At 65.4% G+C, this 26,965-nt stretch carries 26 protein-coding genes; 15 read left to right on the forward strand and 11 right to left on the reverse strand.

Going from position 1 to position 26,965, the window contains the following annotated elements:
- Positions 1-24 precede the first annotated feature (24 nt).
- The 4 genes from G391_RS0112420 to G391_RS0112435 form a co-directional block, all read right to left on the reverse strand.
- Entirely contained in the window at positions 25-3,462 is a 3,438-nt protein-coding gene (locus tag G391_RS0112420; protein WP_029087794.1) for an AAA family ATPase, read from the reverse strand.
- Positions 3,463-3,470: 8 nt separating this feature from the next.
- Positions 3,471-4,070, reverse strand: a complete 600-nt coding sequence (locus G391_RS0112425; protein WP_029087795.1) for a DsbA family protein — start codon at positions 4,068-4,070, stop codon at positions 3,471-3,473.
- A 3-nt stretch (positions 4,071-4,073) separates the two neighbouring features.
- Positions 4,074-4,760 (reverse strand): DsbA family protein, encoded by a 687-nt coding sequence (locus G391_RS0112430; protein WP_029087796.1) that lies wholly within the window; start codon positions 4,758-4,760, stop codon positions 4,074-4,076.
- A gap of 96 nt (positions 4,761-4,856) precedes the next feature.
- The gene (locus G391_RS0112435) at positions 4,857-5,417 is read right to left on the reverse strand and encodes a DUF721 domain-containing protein (protein ID WP_029087797.1); all 561 of its coding nucleotides are present in this window, start codon (positions 5,415-5,417) and stop codon (positions 4,857-4,859) included.
- Between the two features lie 114 nt (positions 5,418-5,531).
- Between G391_RS0112435 and G391_RS0112440 the strand changes: the two genes are divergently transcribed.
- The 3 genes from G391_RS0112440 to G391_RS14875 are packed head-to-tail and all read left to right on the forward strand — an operon-like array spanning position 5,532 to position 8,590.
- Positions 5,532-7,547, forward strand: coding sequence for an acetyl/propionyl/methylcrotonyl-CoA carboxylase subunit alpha (locus tag G391_RS0112440; protein ID WP_029087798.1), 2,016 nt, complete (start codon positions 5,532-5,534; stop codon positions 7,545-7,547).
- Positions 7,544-7,903, forward strand: a complete 360-nt coding sequence (locus G391_RS0112445; protein ID WP_029087799.1) for a hypothetical protein — start codon at positions 7,544-7,546, stop codon at positions 7,901-7,903. The genes G391_RS0112440 and G391_RS0112445 overlap by 4 nt, the downstream gene beginning before the upstream one ends.
- 6 nt (positions 7,904-7,909) lie before the next feature.
- Positions 7,910-8,590, forward strand: coding sequence for a transglycosylase domain-containing protein (locus tag G391_RS14875; RefSeq protein WP_051257381.1), 681 nt, complete (start codon positions 7,910-7,912; stop codon positions 8,588-8,590).
- A gap of 10 nt (positions 8,591-8,600) precedes the next feature.
- Here the strand turns inward: G391_RS14875 and G391_RS0112455 are convergent, their stop codons facing one another.
- Positions 8,601-8,975 carry a putative quinol monooxygenase gene (locus tag G391_RS0112455; RefSeq protein WP_245572107.1) on the reverse strand — a complete coding sequence of 125 codons (375 nt, stop codon included), beginning with the start codon at positions 8,973-8,975 and terminating at the stop codon, positions 8,601-8,603.
- Between the two features lie 82 nt (positions 8,976-9,057).
- On the opposite strand from G391_RS0112455, the gene G391_RS0112460 reads away from it, so the two are divergent.
- The 4 genes from G391_RS0112460 (at position 9,058) to G391_RS0112475 (ending at position 11,527) form a co-directional block, all read left to right on the forward strand.
- Positions 9,058-9,456, forward strand: coding sequence for a DUF1489 family protein (locus G391_RS0112460; RefSeq protein ID WP_029087801.1), 399 nt, complete (start codon positions 9,058-9,060; stop codon positions 9,454-9,456).
- 105 nt (positions 9,457-9,561) lie between these two features.
- Positions 9,562-10,161 carry an SPOR domain-containing protein gene (locus G391_RS0112465; RefSeq protein WP_169719112.1) on the forward strand — a complete coding sequence of 200 codons (600 nt, stop codon included), beginning with the start codon at positions 9,562-9,564 and terminating at the stop codon, positions 10,159-10,161.
- An 89-nt stretch (positions 10,162-10,250) separates the two neighbouring features.
- Positions 10,251-11,102, forward strand: a complete 852-nt coding sequence (locus tag G391_RS0112470) for a division plane positioning ATPase MipZ (RefSeq protein ID WP_029087803.1) — start codon at positions 10,251-10,253, stop codon at positions 11,100-11,102.
- Positions 11,099-11,527: a J domain-containing protein gene (locus tag G391_RS0112475; protein ID WP_029087804.1), complete on the forward strand. Its 429-nt coding sequence runs from the start codon at positions 11,099-11,101 to the stop codon at positions 11,525-11,527. Before G391_RS0112470 ends, G391_RS0112475 begins: the two co-directional genes overlap by 4 nt.
- Before the next feature lie 5 nt (positions 11,528-11,532).
- Here the strand turns inward: G391_RS0112475 and G391_RS0112480 are convergent, their stop codons facing one another.
- Entirely contained in the window at positions 11,533-12,867 is a 1,335-nt protein-coding gene (locus tag G391_RS0112480) for a D-alanyl-D-alanine carboxypeptidase (RefSeq protein WP_029087805.1), read from the reverse strand.
- Positions 12,868-13,116: 249 nt separating this feature from the next.
- On the opposite strand from G391_RS0112480, the gene G391_RS0112485 reads away from it, so the two are divergent.
- On the forward strand, positions 13,117-13,551 hold the full coding sequence (locus G391_RS0112485) for a phasin family protein (protein ID WP_029087806.1): 435 nt from the start codon (positions 13,117-13,119) through the stop codon (positions 13,549-13,551).
- A gap of 381 nt (positions 13,552-13,932) precedes the next feature.
- Here the strand turns inward: G391_RS0112485 and G391_RS0112490 are convergent, their stop codons facing one another.
- The 3 genes from G391_RS0112490 to G391_RS0112495 all read right to left on the reverse strand — a co-directional run bounded on the left by G391_RS0112490 (position 13,933) and on the right by G391_RS0112495 (position 17,524).
- A complete protein-coding gene (locus G391_RS0112490; RefSeq protein WP_029087807.1) occupies positions 13,933-14,670 on the reverse strand; it encodes a hypothetical protein in 738 nt (245 codons plus the stop codon).
- A 231-nt stretch (positions 14,671-14,901) separates the two neighbouring features.
- Positions 14,902-15,822, reverse strand: coding sequence for an RHS repeat-associated core domain-containing protein (locus G391_RS15485; RefSeq protein ID WP_169719113.1), 921 nt, complete (start codon positions 15,820-15,822; stop codon positions 14,902-14,904).
- A 700-nt stretch (positions 15,823-16,522) separates the two neighbouring features.
- The gene (locus G391_RS0112495; protein WP_156893955.1) at positions 16,523-17,524 is read right to left on the reverse strand and encodes an RHS repeat-associated core domain-containing protein; all 1,002 of its coding nucleotides are present in this window, start codon (positions 17,522-17,524) and stop codon (positions 16,523-16,525) included.
- Between the two features lie 216 nt (positions 17,525-17,740).
- Between G391_RS0112495 and clpS the strand changes: the two genes are divergently transcribed.
- The 5 genes from clpS (at position 17,741) to G391_RS0112520 (ending at position 22,337) form a co-directional block, all read left to right on the forward strand.
- Positions 17,741-18,070, forward strand: a complete 330-nt coding sequence (gene clpS / locus G391_RS0112500) for an ATP-dependent Clp protease adapter ClpS (RefSeq protein ID WP_029087809.1) — start codon at positions 17,741-17,743, stop codon at positions 18,068-18,070.
- A 3-nt stretch (positions 18,071-18,073) separates the two neighbouring features.
- Positions 18,074-20,389: an ATP-dependent Clp protease ATP-binding subunit ClpA gene (clpA, locus tag G391_RS0112505; RefSeq protein ID WP_029087810.1), complete on the forward strand. Its 2,316-nt coding sequence runs from the start codon at positions 18,074-18,076 to the stop codon at positions 20,387-20,389.
- Between the two features lie 134 nt (positions 20,390-20,523).
- On the forward strand, positions 20,524-20,982 hold the full coding sequence (locus G391_RS0112510; protein ID WP_029087811.1) for a hypothetical protein: 459 nt from the start codon (positions 20,524-20,526) through the stop codon (positions 20,980-20,982).
- Positions 20,983-21,022: 40 nt separating this feature from the next.
- Complete coding sequence (locus G391_RS0112515) at positions 21,023-21,751, forward strand: RluA family pseudouridine synthase (protein ID WP_029087812.1); 729 nt, start codon at positions 21,023-21,025, stop codon at positions 21,749-21,751.
- A gap of 85 nt (positions 21,752-21,836) precedes the next feature.
- Positions 21,837-22,337 carry a CC0125/CC1285 family lipoprotein gene (locus G391_RS0112520; protein WP_029087813.1) on the forward strand — a complete coding sequence of 167 codons (501 nt, stop codon included), beginning with the start codon at positions 21,837-21,839 and terminating at the stop codon, positions 22,335-22,337.
- On the opposite strand, the gene G391_RS0112525 is transcribed toward G391_RS0112520, so the two are convergent.
- Positions 22,334-23,863: a M28 family peptidase gene (locus tag G391_RS0112525; RefSeq protein ID WP_029087814.1), complete on the reverse strand. Its 1,530-nt coding sequence runs from the start codon at positions 23,861-23,863 to the stop codon at positions 22,334-22,336. The genes G391_RS0112520 and G391_RS0112525 overlap by 4 nt on opposite strands.
- Before the next feature lie 47 nt (positions 23,864-23,910).
- Positions 23,911-25,119 (reverse strand): alkaline phosphatase family protein, encoded by a 1,209-nt coding sequence (locus G391_RS0112530; protein ID WP_029087815.1) that lies wholly within the window; start codon positions 25,117-25,119, stop codon positions 23,911-23,913.
- Positions 25,120-25,234: 115 nt separating this feature from the next.
- Between G391_RS0112530 and G391_RS0112535 the strand changes: the two genes are divergently transcribed.
- Both G391_RS0112535 and G391_RS0112540 read left to right on the forward strand, forming a co-directional pair.
- Complete coding sequence (locus G391_RS0112535) at positions 25,235-26,128, forward strand: ABC transporter ATP-binding protein (RefSeq protein ID WP_029087816.1); 894 nt, start codon at positions 25,235-25,237, stop codon at positions 26,126-26,128.
- On the forward strand, positions 26,118-26,957 hold the full coding sequence (locus G391_RS0112540; RefSeq protein WP_029087817.1) for a hypothetical protein: 840 nt from the start codon (positions 26,118-26,120) through the stop codon (positions 26,955-26,957). Before G391_RS0112535 ends, G391_RS0112540 begins: the two co-directional genes overlap by 11 nt.
- Positions 26,958-26,965 lie beyond the last annotated feature (8 nt).

The raw sequence follows: 26,965 nt of genomic DNA on the forward strand, positions 1-26,965 counted from the left end.
GCCTTGCGATGGAGAGGAGATTTTCTAGGCCACCAGCTTCTCGGCCTGGGTCAGGTCGACGCTGACCAGCTGGCTGACGCCGCGTTCGGGCATCGTCACGCCATAGAGGCGGTCCATGCGGCTCATGGTCACCGGGTTGTGGGTGATGACGATGAAGCGGGTGTCGGTGCGGCCACGCATTTCTGCCAGCAGGCGGCAGAAGCGGTCGACGTTGGCGTCGTCGAGCGGGGCGTCGACCTCGTCGAGCACGCAGACGGGGGCCGGATTGGCCAGGAAGACGGCGAAGATCAGGGCCGTCGCCGTCAGGGCCTGCTCGCCGCCCGACATCAGGCTCATGGTCGACAGGCGCTTGCCCGGCGGACAGGCGAAGATTTCCAGCCCGGCTTCCAGCGGATCGTCGCTCTCGACGAGCTTCAGCTCGGCCTGACCGCCGCCGAACAGGGCGGTGAACAGGGTCTGGAACTGGCCGTTGATCGTATCGAAGGCGGCCAGCAGGCGCTCGCGGCCCTCGGCGTTCAGTTCGTCGATGCCGTCGCGCAGCTTGGCGATGGCCCCGGTCAGGTCGGAACGTTCCAGCTTCATGCCCTGAAGCCGTTCGCCCGTCTCAGTGGCTTCCTCGTCGGCGCGCAGATTGACGGCCCCCAGGGCCTCTCGCTCGCGCTCCAGGCCGAACAGGAGGGTTTCGGCACCGACAGCGTCGCTGGGCAGGGCGATGGCGTCGTCCTTGAGCTTCTGGCCCAGTTCCTCCGGGCCCATGAGCGCAGCCTCGCGGACCTGTTGGTCGGTGTCGTTCAGGCGCGTCTGGGCCGCCTCCGCATGGGCCGACAGCCCTGCCCTCGCCTCGCGGGCTTCGGAGACGCCGCGCTCGGCAGTCCGGCTCTCACGGTCCGCCGTCTCGGCCAGGGCTTCGACCTCGGCCAGGACATCGGCGGAGGCGGACCGACGGGATTCGGCCTGGGCAAACTGGTCGATCAGGGCTTCCCGGCGCTTGGCCAGATCGGCGGGCGCTTCCTCGGCACGGGTCAGGTCAGCACGGACCTTGAGCTCGTCCTTGTCGAGTTGGGCCAGGCGCTGTTGGCCCGACGCCGCCCGGCCCGTCCAGCCCCGGACGTCACGTTCCAGGCCTTCGAGCCGGCGGCTGCGTCCGTCACGCTCGCGGGCCTCGGCGTCGCGGTCAACGCGGGCGGCAGCGGCAGCGGCGCGGGCGTCATCGGCAAGCGTGCGGGCTGTATCCAGCTCGGTCTTGAGGTCCTCCAGCGCCCCGGACCCGCCCTGGTTCTCCGGCGTCGCCTGTTCGGCCTCGCGGGCGGCGACCAGTTCGGCGTCCAGGCGCGCGATCTGCTCATCGAGCGCCTGAGCCCGCGCCTCGCGCTGCGCCTGCGCTCGCGACAAGGCTTCGTGGACATTGCGAGCCGCGACAACGCTCCGCTCCGCCTCATTGGGCTTCTGGCGCGCATCGCGGAGCGTTTGGTCAGCGGTCCTGACCGCCTCTGCGGCCTTCGACAGAGCGGTTTGGGCCACCTCGACCTGCGGTTTGAGCGCCTCGATCTCGTCCTCGAGCTCGACCAGGCGGTTGCGCTGTTCCATGCGGATGGCGGCGGGTTTGGGCGCTTCTGCCCGAGACACGAACCCGTCCCACCGCCACAGATCACCTTGCGCCGACACCAGCCGCGCCCCGACCGGAAGGGACTTGGCCAGCCGGTCGCCATCCTTGCGGTCGACCAGTCCGCACCAGTTCAGACGCGCCGCCAGCGCCTCGGGGGCCTCAATGTGCGACGCCAGGGGGGTCACGCCCGCCGGCCAGCTCGGCGCGGAAGCCTCAGCCCCGGCCCAGTGCGACGGCGCGGCGGGGTCGAGCGCGGCATCCAGGTCATCACCCAGCGCTGCCGCCAGCGCAGCCTCGAAACCCTTTTCGGCCTGGGTCGATTCGAGGGCAGCGGCCTGGGCCTGATGCACCTTGGCCAGCAATTGAGCCAGGCCACGGGCCTCGGCGGTCAGGCGGTTGAGCTTGTCCTCGACCTGGCGCGCCGACTGGCGAGCTTCGCCTTCGGCAGTCTGCACTTCGGCGCGGGCGGCCTCGGCGGCCTCAACCTCGGTTCGGGCGGCTTGCAGGGCGGCGACGGCGGCGTCGAGCGCGGCGCGGGCGGACGCGATCTCCGGCGTTTCCAGCGGGCCGACGGCCTCGCGTTCGGCGCGGGCGTTCGCGGCGGCGCTTTCGGCCCGGGTCAGGCGGTCGGTGACGTCGCGGCGGCGCTGGGCTTCGGCGTTCAGGCGCGCCTCGATGGAGGCCACGGCCCCGGCCAGCCGTTCGACCTCGCCATCGGCTTCAGCGCGGCGCAATTCGGCGGCTTCCACGGCAGCCTGAAGCTCAGGACCACGCTCGGGCGCGGAAGCGACTTCGGCCTTCAGGACATCCAGGTCCTCGGTCAGGCGGGCGACCTGGGCGACGGCGTCCTCCTGCATCTCTGTCTCGCGCTCGCGGTCAGCAGCGATACGACGAATATCGTCCGTCAGCCGTTCAACCGCTTCGCGCGCCGCCTGATCCAGCATGTCCAGCCGATCCCGCTCGACGGTCATCCGATGCAGGAGCGCCGAAGCAACCGCGTCTTCTTCCCGTGCCGGCTTCAGCTTGTCCGCCGCCGCCAGCGCGGCCGTCTGGGCGCGCGCGGCCTCGCGCGCCTTGTCCTCGACGGCGCGATCGGCCTCGGCCAGTGCTTCATTGGCGGCCTGTAGGGCGGCGCGTGCATCGGTCCATCGGGCGTACAGAAGGGCCGATTGCAGGGCGCGGATCTCGGCGGCGACCTTCTTGTACTTTTCAGCCTGTCGCGCCTCCCGCTTCAGACGGTTCAGCTGGGTTTCCAGCTCGCCGGCGATGTCGTCCAGACGGGACAGGTTCGTCTCGGCGGCACGCAACCGCAACTCGGCCTCATGGCGCCGCGTGTGCAGACCCGAGACGCCCCCGGCCTCTTCCAGGATGCGACGTCGGTTCTGTGGCTTGGCGGCGATCAGTTCGGAAATCTGCCCCTGCCGGACCAGCGCGGGAGAATTGGCCCCGGTCGAGGCGTCGGCGAACAGGAGCTGGACGTCGCGCGCCCGGACCTCCTTGCCGTTGACCTTGTAGGTTGAGCCCGCGCCGCGATCGATGCGACGCGACACCTCCAGCGAAGGCGCATCGGTGAACGGCTGAGGCGCGCGCCGGGCCGTATTGTCGATGGTCAGTTGGACTTCGGCATGGTTGCGTGCGGGACGATCCGCGCTGCCGGCAAAGATCACCTCGTCCATGCCCGAGGCCCGCATGGCCTTGGCCGAGTTGGCCCCCATGACCCAGCGCAGGCTCTCCAGCACATTGGACTTGCCGCAGCCGTTCGGCCCGACCACGCCCGTCAGGCCGGGTTCGATCCGAAACTCGACCGGATCGACAAACGACTTGAACCCGACAATGCGAAGGCGCTGGAACTCCAAGGTGGACCCTAGCCCTCCGCCCGACGGATCGCCGCCTCGAGCGTCTCGATAGGTGCCTCACCGACGGCCACCTGACGGCCATTGACGAAGAAGGTCGGCGTACCGGTGACGCCCCGCGCGGATGCCGCCTCGACACGCGCGTTCAGGGCGTTGGACTGAGCCGGGTCGGACAGGCAGGCCCGGAATTCAGCCTCGGTCACGCCGTGGCGTGCGCCAATCGCCAGAAGCTGCGCCAGCGGGGCCTGGAAGACCGCCCGCTGCTCATGCATCAGGTCGTGGACCACGTCGAAATAGTGATCCGGCCCGGCGCAGCGGGCCAGAATGAATCCCGCCGAAGCCAATTCAACCGGCGGCGTCGGCAGTTCACGGAAGACGAAGCGAACGCGGCCTGTGTCGACAAACCGACGCTTGAATTCAGGCCAGACGTCGTGCTGCCAGGCAGCACAGTGTCCGCAGGTAACAGAGGCATATTCCACCACCGTCACCGGCGCATCGGCGCGCCCCATCGCCATGTCGCCCGGCTGGACGTCACGCGACTGGGCCGCCGAGGTCGCCGCCATCGGCAACCAGGCCAGGGCAATGAGAGCAAGCAAGGCGCGCCGGATCATGGATCAGCCCTCAGCGGGTGCAGCCGTCGCCTCAGCCGGCGCGGCTGTCGCCGGAGCCGCCGGGGCTGCCGGAGCCTCGCCGCCGATCAGCGGACGCAGCGCGGCCTCAAAGCCTTCAAGTGTGCTGTCCTCGTGGTGCTCACCATTGATCAGGAAGTAGGGCGTACCGGTCACGCCGACCTGGGATGCGGCCTGGACCCTTGCGTTCAGGGCATCGACCGCAGCCTGGTCGGTCACGCACTGATTGAACTGCTCTTCGTTCATACCGGCCGTGCGAGCAATGTTCAGCAGTTCCTGGCGGGGGTTCATCACCACGGCGCGCTGATTGCGCATGATCGAGTCGACGACGGCAAAATAGCGATCCTCACCGGCGCAGCGCGCCAGCAGGAAGCCGGCGACCGCAACCTCTTGCGGCGGTGTCGGCAGTTCACGGAAGACATAGCGGACCCGGCCCGTATCGACGTAGCGGCGCTTGAACTCGGGCCAGGTGCTTTCATTCCAGGCGGCACAGTGGGCGCAGGTGACCGAGGCATATTCGACGACCGTAACCGGCGCGTCTTCGGAGCCCAGAGCCATTTCGCCTTCGGCCGGGGCGGATCCACCGCCCCCGCCGTTGCAGGCCACCAGGGCCAGGGCGGCTGCAGACAGAGCACCGACAATCAGAGCCTTACGGCGGTTGAAATCGAACATGGAGGCCTCCCGGCGGTTCAAGCAGACGACTTTGGCGCGATTCCCTCGCGCGCATAGGATTTCAGGCTTTTGCAGAACAGGTGCGGCAAAGGTTTGTCAACGCACGCGGCCTGATCCATCCCCAGACTTCAGCGCCCCACGTCCCAGCCGCAACAGGGCCCGGCGCAGGTCGTCATGGGCGGCGGGCTGGACGGACTGTGACAGCGCCTCGTCTCGCGCCGCCTCCAATGGGCGTTCGACGGGACGCTTTTGAGCCTGGACACGGGCGGCGCGGGGTTTGATTGGGCCTTGGGAAATCCTGAGCTTCTCGACCGCCCCCTCACCCAGGAACAGGTTCACCCGTGAAATGATCTCTGTCGCTTGATGCTGGACGAACGCGGCGGCGGGACCGACGACACGCAGCTCCAGCGCACCGCCCTGACCCGGCCGCCCCCTCGACAGCTTGATCGGCTCGCTAACGCGGGCCAGTTGCTCTCCGACGATTTCCGGCCAACGGCTCTCCAGGGCACCCGTGCCCTGGCCAAAACGCGCATCCAGCGCCTTGATCAACGGGGCCAGCGACTTTCCTGCTGCGGGTGGGGAACGTCGAAGCGGTCGCGTCCGCTTGCCCGCCAGAATGGCGCGGGCTTCGGCATCGGATGGCAGGGGGCGAGGCATGAAAACCGGTCTAGCATAGCTACGGCCACAACGTAGGGACCAGGGGCTAGGGATTAGATTTTAGGGAGTCCCTGGAACCTAGAACCTAGAACCCACTCCCTCTATACCAACGCCATGTTCAGATCCGTCCTGGTCGCCAATCGCGGCGAAATCGCCTGTCGTGTTTTCCGCACCGCTCAGCGGATGGGGATCGAGACCGTCGCCGTCTATTCCGAGGCCGACGCCCACGCGCCGCACGTCAAGATGGCCGACAAGGCCGTGCTGCTGGGGCCGGCCCCGGCGCGCGAAAGCTATCTGGTGGCCGAAAAGGTGCTGCAGGCGGCCAAGGACACCGGCGCGGAGGCGATCCACCCCGGCTATGGCTTCCTGAGTGAGAACGCCGAGTTCGCCGAAGCCGTCGAGGCCGCAGGCCTGATCTGGATCGGACCCAAACCCTCGTCGATCCGGGCCATGGGCCTGAAGGACGCCGCCAAGGACTTGATGGACAAGGCGGGTGTGCCCGTCACCCCCGGCTATCTCGGCGAAGACCAGACGCTGGAAACGCTCCAGAAGGCGGCGGACAAGACCGGCTATCCTGTCCTGATCAAGGCGGTCGCCGGTGGCGGCGGCAAGGGCATGAAGAAGGTCGGGAGCGCCGGTGAATTCGCCGCCGCACTGGCCAGCGCCCAGCGGGAATCGAAGGCCGCCTTCGGCGACGACCGCGTCCTGATCGAGAAATATGTCACCCGCCCGCGCCACATCGAGGTGCAGGTGTTCGGCGACACCCACGGCAACGTCGTGCATCTGTTTGAGCGCGACTGTTCGCTCCAGCGCCGCCATCAGAAGGTCATCGAAGAAGCCCCCGCCCCCGGCATGGACGAGGCGACCCGCGCCGCCGTCACCGAGGCGGCGGTCAAGGCGGCGAAGGCCGTCGACTATGTCGGAGCGGGTACGGTGGAGTTCATCGCTGACGCCTCGGAAGGGCTGAAGGGTGACCGCATCTGGTTCATGGAGATGAACACCCGGCTCCAGGTCGAACATCCGGTGACCGAGGCCGTCACCGGCCAGGATCTGGTCGAATGGCAGTTCCGCGTGGCGGCGGGTGAGCCCTTGCCGCTCAAACAGGACGAAATCGCCTTGGACGGTTGGGCCATGGAGGCGCGCCTCTATGCCGAGGACCCGGCGGGCGGATTCCTGCCTTCAATCGGGCCGCTGGATCATTTCGTCCTGCCCGAGGATGACGGGGTGCGGGTCGAAACCGGCGTTGAGGAAGGCGGTGAGGTCAGCCAGTTCTACGACCCCATGATCGCCAAGCTAATCGTTCACGCTGAGGATCGTGAAAGCGCCGCCGCGGGTCTGGCGGACGCCTGTTCCCAGGTCCAGGTCTGGCCGGTGAAGACCAATGCCGGTTTCCTGGTGCGCTGTCTCGATCACCCCGATTTCGTCGACGGCGACGTCGATACGGGCTTTATCGGCACACGCGAGGCAGAGCTGGTCGAGCCCGACAACGAGGGGTTGGCGGCCTCGGCCGCGCTGGGTTCGGCGGCGTTGGAGCAGGCCTGGGCGCATGGGCCAGGCCGCAACGCCCTGGATCCCACCTCACCCTGGGACGGACGGCCGACCGGCTTGTTTGGTTTTCGGCTGAATGCTGCGCCGCGGGCCGAAGTTCGGTTGGAAGACGCGCATGGCGTTCATGCTGCACGTCTGGCTCCCGGTCGGCCCGCGGATCATCCGCTGGATACCGGGCTGGTTCTGGAGATGGGCGAGGTGCGTCGGCCCGTGTCGGAACTCCCCGGCGGCATGGTGGTGGGAGACGAGGCCGTCACCCTGATCGAACGCGATGATCGCCGTATCGTCTTTGTCGATGGCGATGTCTTTTCCTTTGGCACGCCGAACTATTCCGGGACGGGAGCCACCGCCGGCGGAGCCTCGGACGGCTCGCTCCGCGCGCCCATGCCCGGCAAGGTTGTCGCCGTGCAGGCGAAAGTCGGCGACACGGTCACAAAAGGTCAGTCGATTGTCGTGGTGGAAGCCATGAAGATGGAACACGCCCTGACCGCGCCTTACGATGGGACGGTGGCGGAGGTTTCGGCCTCGGTGGGCGATCAGGTTGTTGACGGTGCCGTCCTGGCCCGTGTGGAGGAATTATGAAGTTGAACATCATGCTGGCGACCGGCGTTGCGGCCCTGTCTTTGGGTTCGGTGGCTCAGGCCCAGGACATCAGCACACAGTCGCGGGACGATCTGACCTGCTTTGCGGTCTTTGCGGCCATTTATGGCAATGCGGACAGCAACCTGTCGGTCGAGGAGCGCCAGGCCGTGGGCAGCGGCATCACCTACTATCTGGGTCGCCTGGAAGGGCGTGATCCCCAGGTCGACTGGCTGGCCTACCTCGGTGCCCACGAACAAGAGGTCTACACTCGCGTTCTGGATGAAGCCGAGTTCAACCGCTGCGCCACCGAGTTCACGGCGGTCGGGGCTCGGATGGTCGCCGGCAGCGGCCAGTAGAGTGCCATGACCGGGGCCGTCCGACGAGGCCTGGTAAACCTGCTGACCTTACTTGGGTTGGGTCTGGCTGCGTGCCTTGTCGGATTGTGCATCTATGCGGGCCTGGGCTTCGCGGATGCCCTGCGTGACGCCCCACAACTCGCTCAACGGGCCGATGGACTTGTCGCAGCCGGACACGGGCCGGCCGATCTGGGCCCTGGGCGGTTTGAGCAACTGCTTCTGGTCGAGGATCCGGCGTTCGCCCGGCACGGCGGCGTGGATTTCTCGACGCCAGGAGCCGGCATGACCACCCTCACCCAGGCCCTGGCCAAGACCCTGGCGTTTGAACGGTTCCAACCGGGGCTGGGCAAGATTCGTCAGACCACCTACGCCCTGGGCCTTGAGGTCCGTTTGACCAAGGAGCAGATCGCCGCCCTGGTGCTGGACAATGCCTCGTTTGGAAGAGGGCCCGACGGCTGGATGACCGGTCTGTTCGCCACCAGCCAGACGGTCTTTGGACGGCCACCGGCGGAACTCACCGACGACGAGTTTCGCCATCTGGTCGCGGTCCTGATTGCACCGGGGCGGCTGAGCCTGATGCAACCAAATGCCGAGTTGGAGGAGCGTGTCCGGCGTATCCAGCGTCTGGAAACCGGCGACTGTGCCCCTCGCGGATTGCGTGACGTCTGGCTGGAGGGCTGTGCCTGATCGGCCGAAGCTAGAGTCCCACGCCGCCCAGCGGCTGTGTCTCGAACCGCTCGCCAAAACCGGCAATGATCGGACGGGCCTGGCGAATGGCCTCCTGCACCTGCGGCAGTTGCAGCGACGCGTGATGGCTGGCCTGATCGGTCCAGACCTCCGTGATCCAGATGGCATTTTCATCAGTCGGATCACTGGCCACGATATAGGACAGGCAGCCGGGCATGTCCTGTGTATTGGTCAGCATGATAGCCGCCAGGGCGTCCCTCTGGCCGGTCTGGGCCAGCATCTTTCCGATCAGTCCGTACATCCCGTTCCCCTGTGCCCGCGCGACGGCGGGCGCGACGGCCAGTGCCGCCGCCCCGATCATCACCTGCCGCCTTATCAAATCCATGCTCTCTCCTAACCGCCACGCTCCGGTCTATCCCGGCCATGACGCTTGAAAGCTGCACAAAGGCTCCCCTACATCCGCCCCAATGTCTATTCACCTGATCAAACTCTGCGTCGGGGTCGCCAAGGTCGAGACGCTAGAACGCCGCGTCGCCAAGGGCGACTGGTTGAACGTCCACACGCGCAATACGCCCAAGCGCGCGGCGGAGCTGGAGGACGACGGCTCACTCTACTGGGTGATCAAGGGATCCGTCATTTGCCGGATGCCGATCGCTGACATCACCACCCAGGGCGAGGGCAAGGCGTCGCGGTGCGTCATCCGGCTCAAGCCCGAGGTCATCCGAACCGCCCCACTGGGGCATCGGCCTTTCCAGGGCTGGCGCTATCTTGAGCCGAAGAATGCCCCGCTGGACCTGTCCCGGGCCGAGACTACCGACCTGCCGGATGATCTGGTCAAACGCCTGCGCGAAGCCGGTGCCTGGTAGCGAGCCGAACAGACGCGGTTAACCCGTTAACCTCTTCTGTTAAGTGTATATGGAAACTGAGTTTTTTCTTCCCGTGGGTAATCTTTGCCCATGCCGTCGATCAGAATGATTGTTTTCCCCCCCCTCCTCGTCGGCCTGGCCGGCTGTGGTCTGGTGGAAGCTGACCCGAGCCGCTTCGAGCGATGGGCCGAGGGCGTCGCCGCCATTCCGGTGACCTACGAGGAAGCCGGCCTGCGTGGCCCGATCGCGTCGGCCGAAGCTCTCGGCCTGAGAGGGCCTGTTGAACTCGGCCCACGCAGCCCGATGCGTATCGAGGTTGTCGAACCCGAGGTCCTGTGGGAAGCCCGGGCTGATGGGCGGCACGGCACCTCCCAGTCGAATAGCCAGGCGATTGCCGAAGCGGTCGTCCAGCAGGCGGTAGAACAGGCCGTCCAGCAGGCACCAGGGGTCGCCGAAGAGGTCGTTCGCGTGGTCACCCGCACGATTCAGCTCGGAGCATTTTCAAGCCGTTCCGCCGCCGAGGCGGCGTGGATGCAGCTATCCGCGCACGCGTCCCTGGCTGGGGCCACGCCCCGATATGAAGAAATTCAACGCGATGGCCGTACCCTGGTGCGTCTGCGCGCGGCTGTGGAGGCCAGCCGGGCCAACGCCGCCTGTCAGGCCGCCGGCGCGGGTCAGTACTGTACATCCACAGGCGCGTCCTGATCCCCTCTCGCCCTGCCGCGGTTAGGCGATAGAGTCCCATCCAAACTGCTCGTGCAAAGTGAGTCGCGAGCCTTGCGTGGGAGTAGCCGATGGCGCGTGTCATCGTTGTAGGTAACGAAAAGGGCGGGGCGGGCAAGTCGACCCTGGCCATCCATCTGTTGGCCGGCCTGATGCAGACCGGACAGTCGGTCGCCGTGATGGATCTGGATCTGCGCCAGCGGTCGCTGGCGGGATTTCTGGCCAACCGCCGTGCCTGGCTGAACGCCAATAGCGCCACAGCCCCCTTGCCGCTTGAGCCAGACGCCTTCACCGACGGGGCCAAGCTCGCGCGGGCCTCCGAAGAAGAACAACTGGCGCGTTTCGAGGCCGCCTTTGCCGCATCGCAACAGGCGGACTATCTGATTATCGACACGCCGGGCGGCGACACGGCCCTGTCACGCGCTGCGCACGGGCGGGCTGATCAGGTGGTGACCCCGATGAACGACAGCTTCGTCGACTTCGGGCTGCTGGGTGAAATCGATCCAGTGACGTTGAACCTCAAGCGCCCGTCGATCTATGCCGAGACGATCTGGAATGCGCGCAAGGACAAGGCCATCGACAACCCGCAGGCCGGCCTGGGCCAGATTGACTGGCTGGTCGTTATGAACCGGCTGGCGGTCTTCGACGCGCGCAACCGGCGGCGGGTCGACGAACGGCTCGATATCCTGGCCAAGCGGGTGGGTTTTCGCATCGGGCCGGGTCTGCGCGATCGGGTCATCTACCGTGAGCTTTATCCATTTGGCCTGACGGTGGCCGACCTGTCCGAGCAGATCCGCCCGGTCGAGATTTCCCTGGCCCATGTCGCAGCCCGTCAGGAACTGCGCTCGCTGATGCAGGCGCTCGGCCTTGAGGCGGGGGCCGACGTGATCGCTGACGATCTGGACGCTCAGCAGGCCGCGTGAGCCTGGCCTGGATCATTCTGGGGGCGGTTGGTCTTTGGGCCTTGATCCGTCTGGGCCGGCAGGCCGATCACACCAGCAAGGTCCAGTGGCGGGTGACGGCCACCATCTTTGCCGCCGCTTGCTGGGGTGGGGCCGCCCTGGCGGCCCTGCGCGGGGCCTGGTTGTTCGCGGTGGCCCTGGCCGCTGCCGGCGTCTGGCTGGCCCTGTCCTCGCGCCAACGCGAACCTCGCCCGCGTAACGCTGCCGCTGAAGCGATGAGCGTGGCCGAGGCACGCCGGACCCTGGGCGTGTCTGAAACCGATGATCGTCAGGCGATCCAGGCCGCCTATCGCCGCCTCATGGCGCGTGCGCACCCGGACAAGGGTGGCAGCCAAGGCCTGGCTGAGCGCCTCAACGCCGCCCGGGACCGCCTGCTGAAGAGCTAAGAGGCCTACTGCGCGCGGATGACCATGCACGGCACGTTGCGCGCCGTCAGGGCCTCACAGGCGGAATCGGCTGCCGTACGGGTAAAGCCAACATAGCGGGCGCGGAACCAGCCGTTCTCCGATGGCGTCACCGCAGCCTCAGCGTTGCCGATCTGCTGGCGGAAACGCCGTCCCACCTCACTCAGCCACTGCTGGGCGACGTTCTGTTCACGGAAAGCCCCGACCTGGACGATCCAGCCGGTCGCGGCGTCGCCCTGGGCGCGAACCGGCGTGGTCGGCTGGGGACGCGCCGAAGCCAGTACCGCCGCAGCGGCGGCCTCTTCAGCCTCCTCCTCCGCATCCAGCAACGCAGAAGCCGCCAGGACGGCCGGCGATACCGGCACTTCGGCCTGAGCCGTCTGGAAGGTGGCGGAAGACCCGCTTCCATCGCCGTAGTGCTCCCCCATGCCGGCCGGGAGCGAGGCAAATTGAACCTGCGCCTGAGCCAGGCTTTCACCACGCGACATCCGGCGCTCGACGTCAAAGCCGATATTGATCAGGTCCGCCACATGGGCGTTGCGCGACGCCGTGGTGCGACCGCCGAGCACCACCGTGATCAGGCGGCGACCATCCCGAACCGCAGAGGCGGCGAGGTTGTAGCCTGAGGCATTGGTAAAGCCGGTCTTTATGCCGTCGACGCCCGGCATGGAATGCAAGAGGCCGTTGGTGTTGTTGTACTGACGCCCTTCGAACTCCCAGTGGCGCTGTCCGAAGTAGTGATAGAACTGCGGGAAGTCGCGCATGACCGCCCGGCTGAGAATGGCGATGTCACGGGCCGACGACAGCTGGCGGCTGTCAGGCAAACCATGTGGATTGACGTAGCGGGTCTGGCGCATGCCCAACTGTTGGGCGCGACGGGTCATGGTTTCGGCGAACGCGGCTTCCGAGCCGCCGACATGTTCGGCCAGGGCCACGGCAATGTCATTGCAGGACCGCACCGCCAGGGCACGGATGGCATTGTCGACCGTAATCCTGGCACCGGCCGGAAGACCCAGCTTGGATGGCGGCTGCGAGGCCGCCCGCGGCGAGATCGTGATATAGTCATCGCCGCTGATGCGCCCTTCGGCCAGCGCCTCGAACACCAGATAGAGCGTCATCACCTTGGTGATGGAGGCCGGAAAGCGCGGGCTGTCCGCATAGCGTTCAAACAGAACCTGGCCGGAGTTGGCGTCCATGACGATGCCGGCGTAGCGAACATCGCCATCCTGGGCGACCGCACCATGGGAACCGGCGAAACTGAACGCGACCAAGCTGATCAGGCAGGCCAGGACGACAGAAACGCGGCGGGCGGAAGCAATCATGGCTATCGGTCCGTCTGGTAAGCAATTGCACAAGGTCGACGCCCCCACGGCACCGAACCTTCAAGCAGCATATCATGCCTCAACTTCAGTTGCCCTGACGTTAACAGCTTCTTGATGAGCGAATTGGTCGCACCCCTGACAGGCGATTGTGCGCTGCACAAAATACGCTTGACATGTGTTCGCAGGTGCAGCATATAGCCGTCACACGGGCAGGACAGCCCGCCCGAAACCCATTCTGAGGAGACCATCATGGCCGCCGCTGACACCGTCAAGAAGTCCGTCGAACAAGCCACCGCCGCCGGCAACCAGGCTTTCAAGGAAGGCGTCGACAAGTCGCTGAACGCCCTGACCGAAGCCAACACCCTGGGCAAGAAGAACATCGAAGCCGCCGTTGAATCGGTGACCGCCGCGACCCGCGGTGCCGAAGCCCTGTCGGCTCAGGCCCTGGCCTTCTCCAAGAAGTCCTGGGAAGACGGCGTGAACGCCGCTCAGGCCCTGGCCTCGGCCAAGTCGGTCCAGGAAGTGATCGAGCTGCAGACCGCCTACGCCAAGACGGCGATGGAAGCCTATCTGGCCGAAGTCACCAAGGCGACCGACACCCTGTCGGCCTCGGTCAAGGACAGCTTCAAGCCGATCAACGAGCGCACCACCGCGATCGTCGAACGCATCCAGTCGGCCCGCTAACCCTCCTCCCAAGAGCGGTACGACTGAAGAAGGCCCGGTGCGGAAACGCGCCGGGCCTTTTCTCTGTTTGACATCCCGGACAGGGGCGAAAGTAGACGGTGGACGATAAAAGGGTCTGTCCGGCTTCGGTGATCTGGGCGCCGAGGCCGCGTCGGCGGGTCTGTTGCGGGCCACTGGAGCGCGGCATGCGCGAGGCTGCAATGTGTCAAAGACCACAAGGCCGCACCCAAGGTTCAGCGCGACCCCGGGGGCCATCATAGCCGGGGTCAAACACGCGGGGATGACATGCCGGTCCGCCCGGTCGGATCTGTATCGACAAGGGCGAGATTACACGGCGAAAGTGTACGAGGATCCTTCCACCGTGGACGCCCCCCCTTTTTGTCATCCTCCGGCGCGCGCCGCGCGACCGGGCAATCCAGGCCTGCCCCCACGCCCCTGCATCCAGATCAGCCGCTCGTCCGGCAGCGGGCCCAGCACATAGGTCCGGTCCGTCGCCGTCGTGCGGCTCCAGCTGCCCTGGGCCTGGACCCACACATAGTCCAGCTCCCGCACCGTCTCAGGCCGTAAGCCATCCGACGACGGCACGAAGCTGGTGGCGGTGGTCGCATTGTCCCAGTGCTGGGACCAGTAGCGTTCCCCCAGCGCGTCATACAGATGCGTCTGCGAGCCCTGACCATTGCTGGTCGCATGGATCAGCTGACCCTGGGTGGTGTAGTACCGGTAGCAGCCCTGACCGTCGCTGTGCAGATTGCCGGTCGAGTGCAGGCCCCGCGCCTGGCTGTAAACGTCGATGTAGGCGATCGCCTGACCCCCCACGCTGGGATAGGTGTTGATCGCCGTCGCCGCCCCATAGGCCACCGTCTGGGTCTGGGCCGGCGGGTCATAGGCATAGGCGCTGTTGGAGACGGTTTCCTCAATCACCCGGCCCAGGCGGTCGTGGTCATAGCTGTAGGTGACGTGGTCGCTCGTCCGCCCCGGATAGGTATGGGCGATGGACGTCAGATCCCCACCCAGCTCCCAGGCGTAGGCCTGGGTGGAGGCGTCCCCGAAGGTCACCAGGGTGCGACGGCCCAAGTGGCCCTTGAGGGCGGTATCGTTATACAGGTAGCTGAAGCTCACAGCATTCCCGTGTCATCATTGAGGAGTTCCAGTTGCTTCTGTGGATTCCATCCACTTGGGGCAGGCCTGAGTCCTGTCCACGGGCACCCTCGCTCAATCCACCTCCTTCGGAGCTCGAAGTGGCTAGTATTGGCATCGTCGTAGCCGAACTGGGTTCCACAGCATTCACAAATTTCATACCTCTCGACAGGTTCATGCCAATCAAATCCACAGACGGGGCAGATTGTGTCCCTATTGAGCATTGAAATACTCCAAGTTGTCTCGATAGCCATGTGTTCTCGGATCAGGTCGAAAATAAGTACGGATTGTCCCCGAGCCAGAAATTACCCCAAATTGTTCTGTGATCGTATTGTATCGCACTACATCTTGATTCGATCGGGTCCGTTCCAATGTGCCGAGGCCTCTTTCACCTGTCAGGAATCGATTCGCTGCTGCGTGATAATCTGAGATCGTAGCGGGGCCGAAATCCTGGCCGTGGTCAACGAAATGCCTCTCCAGAAGGCCCTGATTGCGAAAAGCACCCGGCCCACCCAATGTTGGAGGAGTAGTCGGTACGGCAGTTCCGTTGTAATCTCGATAGGCGCGCCCAATGCCCGATATGCCAGCTCCAGCCACTCGCGTTTGCGGTGTTGGAATTAATCCAATCAGCTGGCCTGTAAGCTCAAGCGATTCTCCGGGGTGCTCCCGTACATAGTTTCCCACCTGCTCCGCTGTGTCAGCTGCTGCCTGTGTCTCCGCTTCTGTACGCCGCTGACGCCGGGCAATGCGGTCGCGCATTTCGACCCCGTCTTGCGTCCGCCTCCCCGTCGGATCCGTCGCGTTCCACGGACTGTTCCCCACATAGGCATACACATTCGGCCCATCGACGAACCTTGCCGGGTCCGGCTGGAGGAACCGGCCGAGCTGGGGCGAGTATTCGCGGGCCTTGTAGTGATGGGTGCCGGTCCAGGGGTCCAGCCGCTGGCCGGTGTAACGGTACGGGTAGCCCGAGGTGCCGGTGGTGCCGGACCTGCCAAACTCGTCATAGGCGTAGGTTTCCACCGCCTGCCCGGCCTGGCTGAGCGCCACGGTCGAGCCGCGCCGGTCGGTGTGGGGATACCAGACCTGGCCGTCGGCGGCCCGATAGATCAGCCGCTCAACCGAACCCGCCACACCCAACCTCCACCGCAAAGCATAGCCGTTGCGATGACCAATTGAGACCGCCGTGTCCCTGTTTTACCGGTGTGCATCTTGTGAGCGGTTTGCGCCCAGAGCGGATGCAAATAGCGCACCCCTTGCCTTAGGCAAACTGGCTAGCTGCATCTAAAGAACGGGACTCTAGAAACCCGCCTTAACACGTAATCGGGATAGCGGGTGACCATCTGAGGCGGCGACATGCCAGCTGTAAATCTACCTTGAGATGAGTCATAGAAAATCGCCGATATTCCATCATTTAAGCTGTAGAGATACAACACATAAGGGAACCGTACATCCCAAAATATCCAATCATAACCCTCGATTCCGTGATCTATCGAGACAATAGCTCCTCCAAGGGCACCAGCGTTAATAAGCTGACTGCACTCTCTGGGTAACGTGATCCCCAAATCCCCTGCGGTCTCCATGCAGAATCTGTCGTCATCGCTGCAATCGGCCAAGCCGACGCTCCTATACAGGACTGAGGCCGATTGGCGGTCAAAATCTAGAACTATGGGTGAGAAATCCACTACGCTGGGCGGCGTATCTGCAGTGGCGTCATATACTAGGAGGCTGTTTGGCGGATCTTGCACTGTTGAGCTTAATACAGCTTCACATCCACCTGATGTGGAGAAAATCAAGGCAATTGCGCATGACTTTACGGTGCTTCTATAAAGTCTCAACATATCGCCGGCCCCATGTTGCAGGTTACACCCACGGAAAGCGCCCCCGCGAATGCATAAGCCGCAAAGCTAGCTGATCGCTCGTTGCTGTGCCATTGGGCAGAAGATGGATATTTTGCTTCCAAAATGCTTGAACTGAAGCCTGCGGGATAGCCGGCGACAAAACTCAACCAGTTCGAATTTACCGCAGCCTGGCCTGCAGACGTAGCGTGGCCTATTTCGTGAAGCGCAAGGAAGGTCCGCCCTCCCGCGCCCATACCCTCATAGCGACTTACAGTCCCCACGATCAGTTGTGCGGCGAAACCACCACCGATTTGGGGCGTAATCGCGCCAATGCCTCCGTTAGAGGGCGTCGCACCTTGAGCATTTACGCTCCAATCAGTGCTGTTCCAGACAGCCTGGAACTGGGCACCAGTGACTGTCCGGCTATTTCCATCTCCATCAGCGTAAGTGATTGAACTGTTAGGATCGAGCGCAGACACTTGAACGTCTAGGGCGTTCAACTCTCCCTCCATTCGAAATGCCTCTGCCTTGGCTTGCGCATAGTCTGGATCGGATTCAGCGACGTTGTTTGTCACTACGCAGCGGTTTGTTGCAGGATCCCTCGTGCCGCACATCCCGCTCGGATCCGTCGCATTCCACGGATTGTTCCCCACATACGCATACACATTCGGCCCATCGACGAACCGGGCCGGGTCCGCCTGGAGGAAGCGTCCGATGTTGGGGGCGTATTCGCGGGCCTTGTAGTGGTAGGTGCCGGTGTAGGGGTCCAGGCGTTGTCCGGTGTAGCGGAAGGGATAGCCGGTGACCCCGTCCTGGGCTCGGCCCTGGCCGTACTCGTCATAGGCATAGGTTTCCACCGCCTGGCCCCCGCGGCTGAGGGCGATGGTCGAGCCCCGGCGGTCGGTGTGGGGATAGCTGACCTGACGGTCGGCCCCACGCCCCTGCATCCAGATCAGCCGCTCATCCGGTAACGGACCCAGCACATAGGTGCGCACGCCGGTCGCCGTCCAGGTCGGGGTGGTGTTGTTGGGCCGGGTCCAGGTCGGTTCCTAGATCACCTCGGGACGCAGGCCGTCCGAGTAGCTGTAGAACGCGCTGGGGCCTTTTCTCTGTGTGGTGACAAGCTGGCAGATGCGCCCCCTTGCCCCCGCTTCAATTCCGCCTGACAGTCCCTACATACCTAACCGACTCTCCCCGATACCGGACTGCGAATGCCTCAACAGCGGCCAGGTGAACCGGGTGGCGGCCTCGGAGCCGCCACCGTCACCGAGACGAAACCCAAGCTCCAGAAGCCCTCGTTGTACCGGGTGCTGATCCTGAACGACGACTATACCCCAATGGAATTCGTGGTTTACGTTCTTGAGCGTTTCTTTGCGAAATCGCGCGAAGATGCGACTCGGATCATGTTGCATGTCCATCAGCACGGCGTCGGGGTTTGCGGCGTCTTCACGTACGAGGTCGCCGAAACAAAGGTGGCGCAGGTTCTGGAAACCGCCCGTCACCACCAACATCCGCTGCAATGCACAATGGAGAAGGACTAGGTCTTGCCCTCATTTTCGCGTCCACTCGAAGACACCCTGCACCGCGCCGTCGCTCTGGCCAATGCGCGCAGCCATGAGTACGCGACGCTCGAACACCTCCTGCTGGCCCTGGTCGAAGACCCGGACGCCTCCACGGTGATGAGCGCCTGTGGCGTCAACCTTGAGGCTCTGGCGGCTTCCCTGACCACCTATATCGATCACGATCTGGCGGCCCTGGCCGTGTCGAACGGCGAAGACGCCAAGCCGACCGCCGGTTTCCAGCGCGTGATCCAGCGCGCGGTCATTCACGTTCAATCCTCCGGCCGCGAGGAAGTGACCGGGGCCAATGTCCTGGTCGCGATCTTCTCCGAGCGCGAGAGCCACGCCGCCTATTTCCTGCAGGAGCAGGACATGAGCCGCTATGACGCGGTCAACTACATCGCGCACGGCATCGCCAAGAAGGCCGGCCAAGGTGAAAGCCGGCCGACGCGCGGCACCCAGACATCGTCACCGTCCGAGGACACCGACGACAAGGCCGCCGCCAAGAAGGGCGAAGAAGCCCTCGACGCCTACTGCGTCAACCTCAACATCAAGGCCCGCGAGGGCAAGGTCGATCCCCTGATCGGGCGCGCCGCCGAGGTCGAGCGTTCGATCCAGGTGCTGTGCCGCCGTACCAAGAACAATCCGCTCCTGGTCGGCGACCCGGGCGTCGGCAAGACCGCCATCGCCGAGGGCCTGGCCCGCAAGATCGAGGACGGTGAAGTGCCGGATGTCCTGTCCGGTGCCACCATCTATTCGCTCGACATGGGCGCGCTTCTGGCCGGCACCCGCTATCGCGGCGACTTCGAGGAACGCCTGAAGCAGGTGGTCAAGGAACTGGAGTCCCACGAGGACGCCATCCTGTTCATCGACGAGATCCACACGGTGATCGGTGCCGGTGCCACCTCGGGCGGGGCGATGGATGCGTCCAATCTGCTGAAACCCGCCCTGGCCTCGGGCACCCTGCGCTGCATGGGGTCGACGACCTACAAGGAATACCGCCAGCACTTCGAGAAGGACCGGGCCCTCGTCCGGCGCTTCCAGAAGATCGACGTCAATGAGCCGTCGGTGGACGACACCATCAAGATCCTCAAGGGTCTGAAGACCTATTACGAGACGTTCCACCGGCTGCGCTACACCGATGCGGCGATCAAGTCGGCGGTCGAGCTGTCGGCACGCTACATCACCGACCGCAAGCTGCCGGACAAGGCCATCGACGTCATCGACGAGGCCGGGGCCAGCCAGATGCTGCTGGCACCGTCCAAGCGCAAGAAAGTCATCGGGCAGAAGGAAATCGAGGCCGTCATCGCCAAGATGGCGCGCATTCCGCCCAAGTCCGTCTCCAAGACCGACGTCGAGGCGCTCAAGAACCTGCAAGACGACCTGCAGGCCGCCGTCTTCGGCCAGCCGGAGGCGATCGACCAGCTCGCTTCGGCGGTCAAGCTGGCCCGCGCCGGCCTGCGCGATCCGAACAAGCCGATCGGCTCCTATCTGTTCAGCGGCCCGACCGGCGTCGGCAAGACCGAAGCGGCCAAGCAACTAGCGGCCACGCTCGGCATCGAGATGCTGCGCTTCGACATGTCCGAGTACATGGAGCGCCACACCGTCAGCCGCCTGATCGGCGCGCCTCCGGGCTATGTCGGCCACGACCAGGGTGGTCTGCTGACCGACGCGGTCGATCAGCACCCGCATGCCGTGGTGCTGCTGGACGAAATCGAGAAGGCCCACCCGGATGTCTACAACATCCTGCTTCAGGTGATGGACAACGGCACCCTGACCGACGCCGTGGGCAAGACGGTCGACTTCAGGAACGTCATCCTGATCATGACCACAAACGCCGGGGCCGCGGACAATGCGCGCGCCTCCATCGGATTTGGCCGGTCCAAGGTCGAGGGCGAGGACGAAAAGGCCATCCAGCGCCTGTTCACGCCGGAATTCCGCAACCGCCTCGATGCTGTTGTCGCCTTCAAGGCCCTGACGCCGGATGTCATCCGCCTGGTGGTCAAGAAGTTCATCAAACAGCTGGAACTCCAGTTGGCCGACCGCAACGTCACCCTGACCCTTACGGACGAGGCGACCGACTGGCTGGCGGAGAACGGCTTTGACGAGCTCTACGGGGCCCGGCCGCTGGCGCGGGTGATCCAGGAGCACATCAAGCAGCCGCTGGCCGATGACATCCTGTTCGGACGCCTGACCCGCGGCGGCCACGTTCAGGTCGCGCTCAAGGACGGCAAGATCGTCTTCGACATCGACGCCGCCGAGCCAAAGGCCAGAAAACCGGCCTCGGAAGCGGCTGAGTAGGAAGAATCCATGCCCACCCCTCCCCGCTGGCTTTGTCAGCGGGGAGGGCCGGCGCGGCCTTCGAACGCCCAAGCGTTGTCGTAGCCTGAAAACCGTGGTTACCCTCCGCCCAGCTTGATCCTTGGGAGGGGACAATGACCGACGACACAACGCCCGCCGCGTCAGGCGGCGGCACGCCCTGGCACCTGTGGGTAGTGGGCATACTCAGCCTGCTGTGGAACAGCTTCGGCGCCTACGACTTCATCATGACCAACACCCAGGGCGAGGCGTACATGCGCTCCGCGGGCATGGATGACGCGATGATCGCTTATTTCAACGCCATGCCGATGTGGATGTACGCCCCATGGATCGCGGGCGTCTGGGGTGCGGTGCTGGGATCTCTGGCTCTGCTGCTACGCAAGCGTTGGGCGGTCTATCTGTTCGCCGTTTCGCTGGTCGGGGCGGCCGTCAGCCTGGTCTATGGACTGCTCAATCCCATGCCGATGGCCGAAGGGATGGAGATGATGAAATATATGCCCTGGGTCATCGTCGCCATCGCCGCCTTCCTTTGGTGGTACGCCGGCCGCATGGCGGCGCGCGGCGTGCTGCGCTGAACGGCTGACGATCCAGCCAAACACCGCTAAAGGGGCGCGGGTGAAGACCCGCGCCCCTGTTCATTTGAGCGACGACGAAATCGCCTTCGTGCGATCGCGCGTGCTGTTTGAGGACGGCCATGTCCTGGCGCTCGACAAGCCAGCGGGCCTGTCCAGCCAGGGCGGACGGATCCAGGCGCATACGCTGGATGATCTGCTGTGGGCGTTTGCCCGCTCGAACGGCAAGCGGCCGGAACTGGTGCATCGGCTCGACCGCGACACCTCGGGCGTCATCCTGGCGGGCCAGACCAAGCCGGCGCTGGGGTTCCTCGGAAAGGCGATCCAGGGGCGACGGATCAAGAAGACCTATCTCGCCCTGGTCGGTGGCGGTGCGCCCGAGCCAGCCGGCGGTGACATCCGCCTGGCCCTGCGCCGCGAGGACATTGGGCGCGAGGCCTATATGCGCGTCTGCGACGAAGACCACCGGGACGCGCAAGCCTCCCACAGCCGCTATCGCACCCTGGCGGCCAATGACGAGGCGGCCCTGGTCGAGCTGTCCCCCGAAACCGGACGTATGCACCAGTTGCGCGTCCACCTGGCCGCCATCGGCCGCCCTATCCTGGGCGATGTCCGCTACGGCGGCGCCCTGACCACCGGTGGCGCGGCGGTTCCGCGGCTGATGCTGCATGCCGCACGGCTGGATTTCCCGCACCCTGAGGGTGGGCGGAACGTCGTGGAGGCCTCATTGCCGGAAGACATGGCAACGGTGCGCAAGCGATTGAACCTGTAGTCTGTCTCCTCGCCATTTCACGGGGAGGAGGCAGCGGAACACACACCCGCCCCGATACGCTATAGTCAGCCAGAGGAGTGCCGCCATGAAGACCCCCACCCTGATTGCCGCCATCGCTGTCGTGCTGACCGGGTGCACGACCTTGGCACCTTACGGGCCGCGAACGCCGCAAGGATCACAAGGCTATTCGGAATACCGGATCGACAGCCAGAGATGGCGTGTCACCTATGACGGCATCGGAGCCCCCGGCCCAGTCATGGACCTGGCCTTGCTGCGCGCCGCCGATCTGACGGTGGAACAGGGTTACGACTGGTTCGAAGTGACCCAACGCTACGTCGATGGCCTGCCGGATTCCGGCGGCGGCGTTCGTCCCAGTCTGAATGTGGGCTATGGCGGCGGTCGCTATGACGGTCCCTACGGGCGTTATTCGTCGTCAGGCGTGGGTGTCGGCATCGGCTTCAACTTCCAGGGACCATCCCATACGTCCAGCACCCTCGAGATCGTTATGGGCCGCGGTGGTCCGCCCAGCCACGCCGATGTCTATGACGCCCGCAGCGTTCAGCAGAACCTCAGGGCGCGGTTCTAGGGCGCGGGCCGGTTGGGACTATCGGGGTTCCAATGGGGCGGCGCATCGGCGTCGGCCACAGCCTGGACCAGGGCGAACCAGAAGGTGTGGAAATCCGCCTGTGCCTGGAAATCGACGGGTGTGTCCATGTCGTCCTGCGGCGCGTGGTAACGGTTGGCGTACCAGTCGCGGTAGGTCGCCTCAGCCGGCGTCGCGGGATCGAAGCCGAACAGGAAGCTGATCGACGGCACGCCCCTCTGCATGAACGGCCAGTGGTCGGTCCGGCGCAGCAGATTCCGCTCCGGCTCCAGATCTGGCCGCACGGCGATCCCCATCGGCCCGGCGATGTCGCGCGCGGTCTGGCCCAGGCTGGTGTCGTTCAGGGCCAGCGTCGTCAGCACCGTCAACGGATAGAGCGGCCGAAGCTGATCCAGGTTCAGCACCGCCACCGGCCAGCCCATCGCCTCGGTCGGATGCTCGGCCAGCCAGCGTGAGCCCCAAAGGCCCTTCTCTTCCCCCGTCACGGCGGCGAAGACCACCGGCCGCCGATAACCCTGCCCGGCCCTCGCATCGGCCAGGGTGATCAGGGTCGCCACATAGGCGGCGTCGTCCAGCGCGCCGTTATACAGACCATCCCCGTTCACCGGCGTGCCGTAGCCGTAGCCATCCAGATGGGCGATCAGCAGGATCGGCTCGTCCGCCAGCTCGGGGTCGGTCCCCGGCAGCACCGCCAGCACATTGTCGGAGGTGTAGCTGCGCCGGCGCATGGCGAACTGCGCCTGAAGCCGCCCAGGCAGGTCGAAGGCCGTCATCGTCTCGCCCCGTGCGCCCCGCGCCAGGATGGCCGCACCGTCCTGACCCGACGCCGCCGCGAGATCGTTGAAAGCCGGTGCCGACAGCCTGAGGATCGGAATGGACTGCGGGCGCGGCGTCCCGTCAGCGATCACCACGGTGCGCGCATAGGCCAGCGGCCAGCGCACCGGCTCGACGAAGGCCGGATCGTCCACCGCGATGATGGCGACCGCCCCCGCAGCCGTGGCGGCTTCCAGCCGCTGGTCCCCCGTCGTCTGGCCGGCCCGGCGCGTGCCGAAACAGGCGACGACCGCGCCTTGCACCCCCGTCATGTCCGATGGCGCGCAATAGCCACGAAAGACGACAGGCGCATCGAGCTGCTCGGTCATGCCCCAGCTGGGCGTCACCGACGCCTCGTGCAGAAACCGCAAGGGCCGGCGGGTGCCGTCGTCCCAGACCATCGCCAGCGACGTGCCGGCGTCGACCACCTCGACGTCCTCGAAGGCGATCCGCTGGGTCCAGCTACCGCCATCACCCGCCGGCCTCAAACCGGCGGCGGCGAACCGGTCGGCGACATACACGGCCGCGCGGTCGTAGCCGGGCGAACCCGTGTCGCGGCCCTCCATGTCGTCGCCGGACAGGTCGCCGGTCGTGCGCCACCAGGCGGCGGTGCGTGGGTCTGGCCCTCCGGGCGTGGTGGCGCATCCGGCCAGCAGCAGGACAGCGGCAAGCGCTGGATAAAGACGTCTGGACATGGATCCCCCCGATCGGTGACCGAGGAAGCGCCCGGCGGTGCCGGCTGTCAATCCGCAGGGACCAGCGCGGGTCGCAGGTCATCAATCCGCCCATCGCCATGCGGCGCCTCGATACCGAGCAGCCGGCCCAGCAACGGCTGAACATCGACGCTGTCCATCTCTGTCAGACGAACGCCGGGCCGGATCGACGGGCCATGGGCGATGAAGACGGCCTGCATCTCAGGCGCATCCGGGTCAAAGCCGTGCGTGCCGGGCCGAACCCGCGCAGGATCAAGCTGGCCGCGCACCCCGAGCGTCCAGCCCAGCTCGGCCAGGCAGACCACCCGGCTGATACGTCGGTGGGTCCCATAAGCGAAATGAGCCGGAAGGTCCTCGCGCCGCCAGCAGTCCAGATGCTCTGGATCATGCGCCAGCGCCGCCTCCAGCTCAGCCTCATGCCCCGGCAGCGGATCGACGAAAGCCAGCGGCCCATAGGTGTAGCTGTCGACCGCCTCGGCGGCGATCCAGTCATCGAGCCAGACCACCCGCTCGCCCGAGGTCGCGGCCATGCCGTGATCGGCGACGATGACCAGATCGGCCTCGATGCCGCGCGCAGCCAGCCCAGCGACGAGCACCCCGACCGCCTGATCGACCTCGACGAGCGCCGCGTCGAGCTCGGGCGAGTTCGGCCCGAACAGATGGCCCTGAGTATCGACGATGTCGAAATAGACGGCGGCGAAATCCGGCCAATCGGCTTGCGGCGTCGTGAACCAGCCCAACGCGATATTCACCCGCGCCCGGCTCGACACCGATTGTTCGAACGGCAGCCAGTCGCGCGGTCGCACCCCATGGATGGCTGCCTCAGACCCCGGCCAGAACAGCACCGCCGTGCTCAGGCCCTGGCGCTCGGCGCTGACCCAGATGGGTTCGGCGTCGTTCCACCAGACCGGGTCCATCACCTCATGCCGGTCACCCAGGGAAAAGGTCCGACCCGGCAGGTCCGGGTCGCGCATCCGGTTGTAGACGAGGCCGTGATGGTCGGGGTGTCGGCCCGTCGCCAGGGTGTAGAAGTTCGGATAGGTGACGCTGGGAAACGAGGGCCGCATCCCACCCTCGGCCACGGTGCCCTCCGCCGCTAGCCGACTCAGCGTCGGTGTCAGCCCGCGATCCAGAAAGTCCGCGCGAAAGCCGTCGATGCCAATCAGGATGACCGGACGGGCCAGGGCCGGCGTGGCTAGGCCGGCGAGCGCGACAAGGATCAGCAACAGAAACCGCATTCCCTACCCTAGCGCACGGCTATGACAGATCGTAGCCACCCGACGCGCATGACCTGTCCAAGGATTAATCCGTCACCCGCTTGCCGACGGCCCCGCTCCGGTCCAACCTCGCCCGATGAACGCAATCCTGACAGCTGCGAACCTGACCAAGGCCTATGGGTCGGTAAAGGCCCTTGATGGCTTGACGCTCGAGGTGCCCGAAGGCGGTGTCTACGGCGTCCTCGGCCCCAATGGGGCGGGCAAGTCGACCCTGTTCCGCATCTGGCTGGGTCTGATCCGACCGACCGACGGCGGGGCCACGGTGATGAACGAACCGCCCGGTGTCCCACGCCGGATCGGCTCGATGATCGAGACGCCGCGCTTCCCGCCGTTTCTGACGGCGCGGGGCGTTCTGGAATGGCTGAGCCTCGCCTCCGGCCTGAAGGGGGATGCGGCGGAGATCGACGGTCTGCTCGCGCGGGTCGGCCTGACCGAGGCCGCAGGTCGCAAGGTCCGGGGTTTCTCGGTCGGGATGCACCAGAGGCTCGGCGTTGCCGCCGCCCTGTTGGGTCGCCCGTCGATGGTCATTCTAGATGAACCGACCAGCGGCATGGATCCGAACGGCATCAACGAGATGCGCGCCCTGATCCGATCCTTGGCCGACAATGACGGCGTCAGTGTCGTGCTGGCCAGTCACCAGCTGGCGGAGGTTCAGAAAATCTGTGACCGCGTCGCCATTCTCAATCGGGGCACCCTCGCGGCTGAAGGCAGTGTGTCCGACCTGATCGGCGGGGCCGGTGGCGAGCGTCTAAGATTGCACGTCACCGATCCAGCTCGGATCGCCGCCCTGATCGGAGCAGCCGCCGAGGCCCAGGCCGACGCCATCCTGGTGACCCTGACCCGCTCGGAGGCCCCCGCCCTGATCCGCCGCCTGGCCGGCGAAGGTGTAGACATTTTCGAAGCCCGCTGGGTCGGTGCCGACCTTGAGGCCGTGTTCATGCAGGAAACCGGAGGTCAGGATGCTCGCTGACGCCATCGCAGCCGAGAACCTGCGGCTGACCCGCAACCGGGCCACCTTCTTCTGGGGCTTCCTGTTCGTGCCGATCCTGGCGCTGTGCGCCGAGATCATCGGTCGGGTGTTCATGCACAATCAGTTGCCGCCCGAGCTTCGCGCCATGCCGGTCGATATGTCCAACCAGTTGGTCAGTGCCTTCGCCGAGGCCGGCGGCGTGATGACCATCTTCCTGTCGCTGATCGGCGCTGCTGTGCTGTTTGCGGGAGATTATCGCTGGGAAACCTGGCGGCTGCTGACCCCGCGGGCATCACGGATCAACCTGTTTCTGGCGAAGGCCGTGACCTTTGCGGGCTGGGCGCTGGTCACGGTGATTCTCGTGGGCCTTCTCGATGCCGCCGTCGCCTGGATCGGGGCCTTGATGGACGGCAATACGATGACCTTCGGTCTGGGAGCTGGCGCGTTCGTGCGCCAGATGCTGGCCGTCACCTTTGTCTCGTGGATCCAGCTCCTGTTCGCCGGTGGACTGGCGGCCCTGGCGGCGACCGCGACCCGCTCGATGATTGCGGCCATCATGATCCCGATCGGCGCCATGATCGGCCTGGTCATTGCCCAGAACCGCTATCCGGTGATGGATGCCGCCGCCGACTGGTGGAAAATCCTGCTGATCCCCGGACACGCCTTCGAGCATGCGCGCCTCTATCTGGCCGGAATGGACACGCTGCCGGGTCAGACCCTGGATGCTGCCGGAGGCCTGAGCGGCATGGCCGGCATCGTCCTGTGGCTCGCCCTGGGCTTTGGCGGTGCCCTGCTCGTCTTCAAGCGGCAGGATCTGTCGAAGGAATAGGCCCAAAA

The organism is Brevundimonas aveniformis DSM 17977 (assembly GCF_000428765.1).
Lineage (GTDB): Bacteria > Pseudomonadota > Alphaproteobacteria > Caulobacterales > Caulobacteraceae > Brevundimonas > Brevundimonas aveniformis.